The sequence below is a fragment of the Pseudomonas frederiksbergensis genome (assembly GCF_003732275.1).
In the GTDB taxonomy this organism is placed as follows: domain Bacteria; phylum Pseudomonadota; class Gammaproteobacteria; order Pseudomonadales; family Pseudomonadaceae; genus Aquipseudomonas; species Aquipseudomonas frederiksbergensis_H.
This window is the reverse complement of the sequence record NZ_MOBM01000003.1, coordinates 68,788-74,834: the sequence shown is the minus strand read 5'-3', so window position 1 is coordinate 74,834 and position 6,047 is coordinate 68,788. Positions and strand designations below refer to the sequence as shown.

The window sequence follows — 6,047 nt, the reverse complement described above, 5'->3', positions numbered from 1 at the left end:
CTACCGCAACCTGATCAACAGCTACACGACGTTCACTGCGAAGTAAGAGGGACGGCTGCCGGTTTCGGTCGGCAGCTTTAAAAGATCGCAGCCTGCGGCAGCTCCTACGGGGATTTGAGTGCATCTGATCATTTACGGGTGTACACGCAACCCCGTAGGAGCTGCCGCAGGCTGCGATCTTTTAATCTTTTGATCTTTAGATTTGGGGAGCCGGGAGCGGCAAAAACAGCTATAAAGCGCTTGACCGTCAACCAGGGCGCGACAATGAACCCGTTCGAGGATATGCGTATTTTTTGCCAGGTCATGGACTCTGGCAGCTTCACTGCGGCAGCCGATCAATTAGGGTTGTCCAAGCAGTTCGTCAGCCGCCGCCTGATGCAACTGGAAGAGCGCCTCGGCGTGCGCCTGCTCAACCGTTCGACCCGGCGGTTGGACGTCACGCCGCTGGGGCAGAGTTATTACGAATCGGCCCTGCGCCTGCTTGGCGAAGTCGAGCAAGTGGAGCAGGGCATCGCCGGCCAGACCACCGAGCCTCGCGGCACCATTCGCCTGAGCGCGCCGCTGTCATTTGCGGTCGCGCATCTGGGCAGTCTGCTGCCGGTATTTTTGCAGCGTTATCGCGAGGTCACCGTGGAGGTCGACCTGAGCGATCGGCCAGTGGACTTGCTCGGCGAGGGCTACGATCTGGCATTGCGCATCGGCGTGCTGGAAGACTCGACACTGATCGCCCGACGCCTCGCCTCCATCGAGCGGGTGTATTGCGCCAGCCCGGTGTATCTGGCCGAGCGGGGCACGCCGCTTAAACCCGAGGATTTGCACACTCACGATTGCCTGCCTTACGGCCACGGTCGTCAGGTGCAATGGCGGTTCGACGGGCAGGGCAAGCCGTTGACGGTCAACGTTACCGGCCGGATGCGGGTCAACAATGGTGAGTTGCTCAGGGACGCGGCCATCGCCGGCATGGGAATCACCTACCTGCCGACCTTCATCGTCGGTTCGGCCCTGGAGGACGGCCGACTCGTGCCGGTGCTGGATGATTTGCGCCCCGAGCCGCTGACCTTGTCGGCCGTCTACCCGCAACATCGCCAGAGTTCGCGACCGGTACAGGCGCTGATCGAGTTCTTGCGTGAGCGGTTGAATCAACGCGAAGAGGGTTCGCCCCACAGGTGATTACAAGATCGCAACAAAGCTCGAATGGTAGTTTTTCTGACGCTGATCCAGACTCTTGCCGGCCAATCAAAGGCCCGAATTCTGGAGTGTGCAATGGAAATGCCGACAAAAGAAAAAGCCATCGCCAGCAATCGCGATGCGTGGAATGACTCGGCCCAACACCACAAAGACGCCCCTGAGTGGCAGGCCTGTTTGAGTGCCGTGAGCCATGGCGATTTTTCCTGCCTGGATGACACCCTCACCGGGTTGCTTCAACAGGTCGGCGTCGACGGCAAGGATGTGGTGCAACTGGGCTGCAACAACGGACGCGAAAGTCTTTCGCTGTTTGCACTGGGGCCCCGCCGTGTTGTGGGCATTGACCAGTCGGAGGCCTTTCTCGATCAGGCCCGGGAGCTGGCATCCCGTTCGCCCCATGAGCCCGAATTCATCGAGGCTGACATCCATAGCCTGCCGACTGATCTTTACCAGCGTTTCGATGTAGCGCTGATTACCATCGGCGTATTGAACTGGATGCCGGACATTGCCGAATTCTTGCGCCATGCCGCGCAAACCCTCAAGCCCGGCGGCAGCCTGGTGGTATACGAAACCCACCCCTTCCTGGAAATGTTCAACCCCGAGTCAGCCGATCCCTATCGCCCGGACAGCTCGTATTTCCGCAGCGAACCTTTCGTCCAGAACCAGCCGATCGTCTATGAAGGCAAAGTCGAACAGCCGGCATCAGCGTCTTACTGGTTCGTCCACACCCTGGGCGCCATCTTCACCGGTGCCGTTGAGGCGGGGTTGCAGATCAGCCACTTCAAGGAATACCCGCATTCCAACCGCGAAGAACTCTACGATCGGTATCAGCAGCAAAAGGCGCAGCTGCCGTTGTGCTACACGTTGGTGGCGGTAAAGGCGAACAACGTAGTGCCGAGGACATTCTCAGAGAGTTGAGTGATTTGCCGCATGTCCCGGTTGTGCGCAGAGATCTATGCCAAGGGCATGAATGACCTTTAGAACCGTATCAAAACGTGGTTTCGCGCCTGGCGCGAAGGCTTTGTACAGGCTTTCGCGGCCCATTCCGGAATCTTTGGCAATTTGTGCCATGCCACGGGCCTTTACCACGTAGCCAATAGCACGAAGAAACTCTTCGTTGTCGCCGTCTGCCAGTACCTGAGAGAGGTACTCGCTGATGGCTTCGTCACTGTCGAGCAGTGCTGCCATGTCGAAGTTTGTGAGTTTGTGGCTCATGGTTTTGACTCCTCATTCCTGTTCGAATGTATAGGTTCGCGCAGGTATGAGGAGTCAGTCGTTTCCTTGAGATGGGTGTATTTTTCCCTGAATTGTGTAGGCAACATACCGCCATCGCAGGAAAACCCGCGATGGCGGCAAATCAAGCAACGAACGCCCCACCCGCCAAAATCACGCCTGCGCCGCAGTCGCCGTCGACTGCGCAGGTTTGCGCAGTTCAGTCAGCCGCGAGCCGCTGTAGTGGGTTTCGCGGAAGAAGCGAAAACGGCCGAACAGGTCGTAGACGTGGGTGATGCGCCCTTGCTCCTGGTAGTCCATGCGCAGGTGCATTTTCATGGCCTGGATGTTGCGGACATCGCAGACGTCCATGACCTTGTTGCAACCTTGGTCCCGCATCGCACCCCAGATATTGTACTGGGCGTCCACCGACAGGCTGGAACCGAAGTAGAGAGGGATCATTTCACCGCCGAACTGGAAAAACTCACCGGGTTTGACCCGGAACCAGCAGCCGTAATAGTGCTGGTCAAAGTAGTCACTGAGGCTGCCCCAGATGAATCCGATGGCATCACCTGCCTCGTCCACATACATGTGCCCGGTGTGACCTTCGGAGGCAATTTGGGCCATGGCCTTGACGCGGTTTCCGTAATACTTGGTGAAAGCGATGGCGTTCTCCTGGGTAATCGTCACCAGCTTTAACCCCGTATAGGGCCGCAGTTTGTGCGGCTCCACCGGGGTGACGAGATCGCGCCCCAGCCACAACAGTTCTCGGTGGAAATACACATAGCGCTTCCAGAGCGTCTGGAGCGTATGGAGCAGGCCTTTTTGTTTGATACGTTCGCGAAGCTTGGCGATGGCGCTCATGAGGTCCTCCGAGGCTGAAGCCAGGGTTGGGTGGGTAACGTTTTCAATGGCGATAATTCAAGGTTGCAACGGGTCCAGCTCAATCGAGTACTGCGGCTCTTCTTTGAATGTCGTTGGCACATCGGCATAGGACACTCTCGGAACGCCCGCAAGACGTTGCTCCAGGATGTGAGCCAGAGACTCTCCGGGGTTTAGATAGATATCGCCAAAATCGGCGCCGATGTGCGTTGGATGGACAACGATTTCCAGCAGGCCGTCGATCGGCATTATCACGTTGCGCAGGTCTGCCGGGGTACATACATACTGCGCAGTCGCTCCGGCTAGATAGTTCAATCGATGATTGAGTAACGTCTTGAACACCCGCTTGGGCACACTCAGGTTATTTCCCAGATGACGTGCCAGTCGCACGGGCACCCCTTGGTAGGCGGCGAAACGCGCGACGATTTCACCGATGGGCCAGATGTTGTGCACGTGCTGATGAGAGTCGATATGGCTGGGGCGCAGGCCGTTGTCCAGGCAGCATTGCCATTGGGCTTCGAGCTCCTCCAGTACCACATCGCGATCCAGGCGATTGAGCCATAAACGGTGGCGAGGCAGGTTGAGGGCGAACAGACCTTCACTGTCACAGAACATCGAACGCGCGAGAATCGATGGGCTCAACGGCCGGCCATACGTGAGATTGAAGTGCAACCCGACTCGCCCCTTGAGCAATGGCTGTCGGGCCATGACGCAGGCCTCCTCGAACGCCGGCATGTTGGCCATGGCGGTGGCGGAGCTGATGACCCCGGCCTGGAAGGCGCCGAGAATTACGGCGTTGTCGCTTGAGCTGAGGCCGAAATCGTCAGCGTTGACTATGACTTGGCGAGGCATGTTTGCCCTCCATGGTTTTTTCGGTGGGCGCAGGGCCTTGGTCGGCGGCTGCGGGTGCAGGGGTGGGTTCAGCAACAGGCAGCACCGCTGCCCGCCAGGCCCGCCACTTTTTCAACCAGGGCTTGAAGTGATGCCAGAGCCGCATGGTCAGCCCCAAGGCGAGACCGCTGGGGCGCCAGGAGTAGAAGCTCCAGCGCCAGTGCTCAAGTTGCCCGGTCATGCGCTCATGGAGTTGATGGCTGGAGCTCTTCAGACTGACCCGCGAAGCGTCGATCCAGTGCCAGTTATCGTCCAGGCCCCAGCGAATCCACTCTTCGAGCAGCACACGACCGCTGCCCAGATCGGCGTATTTCGGCAGGAACGCCAGGTTGTAGTCGTACAGCCGGCCCTGTTCCAGCAAGCCGAGCCGGTAACTGATGCAGCGTCCGTCCAGCTCCAGCAGTATCACCCGCAGCAGTCCCTGTTTGGCGAGGGCGGTGAAGGCCAGGTCGATCCATTGCCGGCTACGGTTGCTGGTGAAAATCCCCACGCCTTCGACACCTTTCCAGCTCTGCGCTTCGACGTCGCTGAGGGCTTGCAACAAAGGACCGATGGTGGCCGCGTCAGGGGTTACGCGTCGGACCTGGGCACCATAGGCCAAGATGCGTTTACGCGCCCGGCGCAGTTTGTAGCGCGGGTCGCCGGAGACTTCCTGGTGGTCGGCCTCGCTGATCAAATGCACCGGCACCCGGCAACTGAGGCGGCGCTCGCCGGTCGAGCTGTGGGCCATCCATGCGGTCAGCGCGCTTTCTTCGCCGATGGGTTCGGACAATTCATTGAGTTGCAGCATCGCATGGGGCAAGTGACGGCGGATGATCACCAGCGCCTTGCGCATGCTGTCGGCATCGAGGCAGGTGAGCAGGGCCAGGCGATCGGTAAGGGGATAACCGAGGTGATGCAGGACCCGAAACGGCAGCCTGCCAAAGCGCTCCACAGACACCACCAGCGGCAGGCACAAGGACAATTCATCACCTTGCCAGCCCAGCAGAACGTGCAAGCGTTCCCCAGCGGTCAGTGCCTGTTCCGACGCGCACAGCCAGGCCAGGGTGTTGAACGGCGTGTGATCGGGCACGCGCAGGCGCAACCCCTCATAGGCAGCTGCCGGAAAGTCCGGGGCGCACAACGACGTGCGCCATTCGAATCGTGCCACCATAAGTTCAGGCCACCGCCTCAGGAACAGGTGAACGGGACGGTTTACGTAACGCATCCAGGCGTGAGTCGCTGTAACGAGCCTCACGAAAGAAGCGCCAGCGACCGAATAATCGGTAGACGTGCTGGATGCGTCCTTGCTCTTGATAGCCCATGCGAATGTGCAGTTTCAGCGCCGGTATATTGTGGGCGTCGCAGACATCCACGACCGTGTTGCAACCTTGGGCCTGCATGGCTTTCCAGAGTCGCAGTTGCAGGTCCACCGAGAGCGTGGTGCCCCAATAGGCGCGAGCCAGTTCGCCGCCGAATTCGAAGAATTCGCCTTTCTTGACCGGGAACTTGCAGCCGTAGAAATGCCGATCGTGATACTCCCGGGTGCTGCCCCAGATGAAGGCCACCGCGTCGCCTTTGCCATCCAGATACATGTGCCCGGTGTAACCCTCGGTGGCCAGTTCTTCCATGATGTTGACCCGGTCGCCAAAGTGACGGGCAAAGGCCGCGGTGTTATGCACCGTGATGGTCTTCACTTGCAGCGGTGGGCAAGGCTTGAGCTGGTGGGGCGGCACCGGGCTGACCAGGTCACGCTTCATCCACAACAGCGCCCAGTGAGCAAACACGTATCGTCTCCACACGACTCTGATCGTTGCACGCAGGCCTTTTCGTTTGATGTGTTGGCGAAGTTTCCCTAAGGCATTCATATCGTTGCCTCCTGACAGGGACCGGTCGCG

General features: G+C 59.2%; 7 protein-coding genes. 2 read left to right on the top strand and 5 right to left on the bottom strand.

Annotated elements, in window-relative coordinates; translation table 11 throughout:
- The first annotated feature begins 264 nt into the window (after positions 1-264).
- Both BK662_RS01880 and BK662_RS01875 read left to right on the top strand, forming a co-directional pair.
- A complete protein-coding gene (locus tag BK662_RS01880) occupies positions 265-1,170 on the top strand; it encodes a LysR family transcriptional regulator (protein ID WP_123356256.1) in 906 nt (301 codons plus the stop codon).
- A gap of 93 nt (positions 1,171-1,263) precedes the next feature.
- A complete protein-coding gene (locus BK662_RS01875) occupies positions 1,264-2,103 on the top strand; it encodes a class I SAM-dependent methyltransferase (protein WP_123356254.1) in 840 nt (279 codons plus the stop codon).
- Here the strand turns inward: BK662_RS01875 and BK662_RS01870 are convergent.
- The 5 genes from BK662_RS01870 to BK662_RS01850 all read right to left on the bottom strand — a co-directional run bounded on the left by BK662_RS01870 (position 2,092) and on the right by BK662_RS01850 (position 6,017).
- On the bottom strand, positions 2,092-2,400 hold the full coding sequence (locus tag BK662_RS01870; protein ID WP_123356251.1) for an addiction module antidote protein: 309 nt from the start codon (positions 2,398-2,400) through the stop codon (positions 2,092-2,094). The two genes, BK662_RS01875 and BK662_RS01870, sit on opposite strands and share 12 nt — an antisense overlap.
- A gap of 171 nt (positions 2,401-2,571) precedes the next feature.
- On the bottom strand, positions 2,572-3,261 hold the full coding sequence (locus tag BK662_RS01865) for an N-acetyltransferase (protein WP_123356249.1): 690 nt from the start codon (positions 3,259-3,261) through the stop codon (positions 2,572-2,574).
- A 57-nt stretch (positions 3,262-3,318) separates the two neighbouring features.
- Positions 3,319-4,131, bottom strand: a complete 813-nt coding sequence (locus BK662_RS01860) for a ChbG/HpnK family deacetylase (RefSeq protein ID WP_123356247.1) — start codon at positions 4,129-4,131, stop codon at positions 3,319-3,321.
- On the bottom strand, positions 4,103-5,323 hold the full coding sequence (locus BK662_RS01855) for a GNAT family N-acetyltransferase (RefSeq protein WP_123356245.1): 1,221 nt from the start codon (positions 5,321-5,323) through the stop codon (positions 4,103-4,105). Before BK662_RS01855 ends, BK662_RS01860 begins: the two co-directional genes overlap by 29 nt.
- 4 nt (positions 5,324-5,327) lie before the next feature.
- Positions 5,328-6,017: a GNAT family N-acetyltransferase gene (locus BK662_RS01850; RefSeq protein ID WP_123356264.1), complete on the bottom strand. Its 690-nt coding sequence runs from the start codon at positions 6,015-6,017 to the stop codon at positions 5,328-5,330.
- Positions 6,018-6,047: the final 30 nt, after the last annotated feature.

Bases quoted from the DNA above. Each gene is read 5' to 3' on its own strand.
- BK662_RS01880 (WP_123356256.1), top strand. From the start codon at position 265: ATGAACCCGTTCGAGGATATGCGTATTTTTTGCCAGGTCATGGACTCT.
- BK662_RS01875 (WP_123356254.1), top strand. From the start codon at position 1,264: ATGGAAATGCCGACAAAAGAAAAAGCCATCGCCAGCAATCGCGATGCG.
- BK662_RS01870 (WP_123356251.1), bottom strand. From the start codon at position 2,400: ATGAGCCACAAACTCACAAACTTCGACATGGCAGCACTGCTCGACAGT.
- BK662_RS01865 (WP_123356249.1), bottom strand. From the start codon at position 3,261: ATGAGCGCCATCGCCAAGCTTCGCGAACGTATCAAACAAAAAGGCCTG.
- BK662_RS01860 (WP_123356247.1), bottom strand. From the start codon at position 4,131: ATGCCTCGCCAAGTCATAGTCAACGCTGACGATTTCGGCCTCAGCTCA.
- BK662_RS01855 (WP_123356245.1), bottom strand. From the start codon at position 5,323: ATGGTGGCACGATTCGAATGGCGCACGTCGTTGTGCGCCCCGGACTTT.
- BK662_RS01850 (WP_123356264.1), bottom strand. From the start codon at position 6,017: ATGAATGCCTTAGGGAAACTTCGCCAACACATCAAACGAAAAGGCCTG.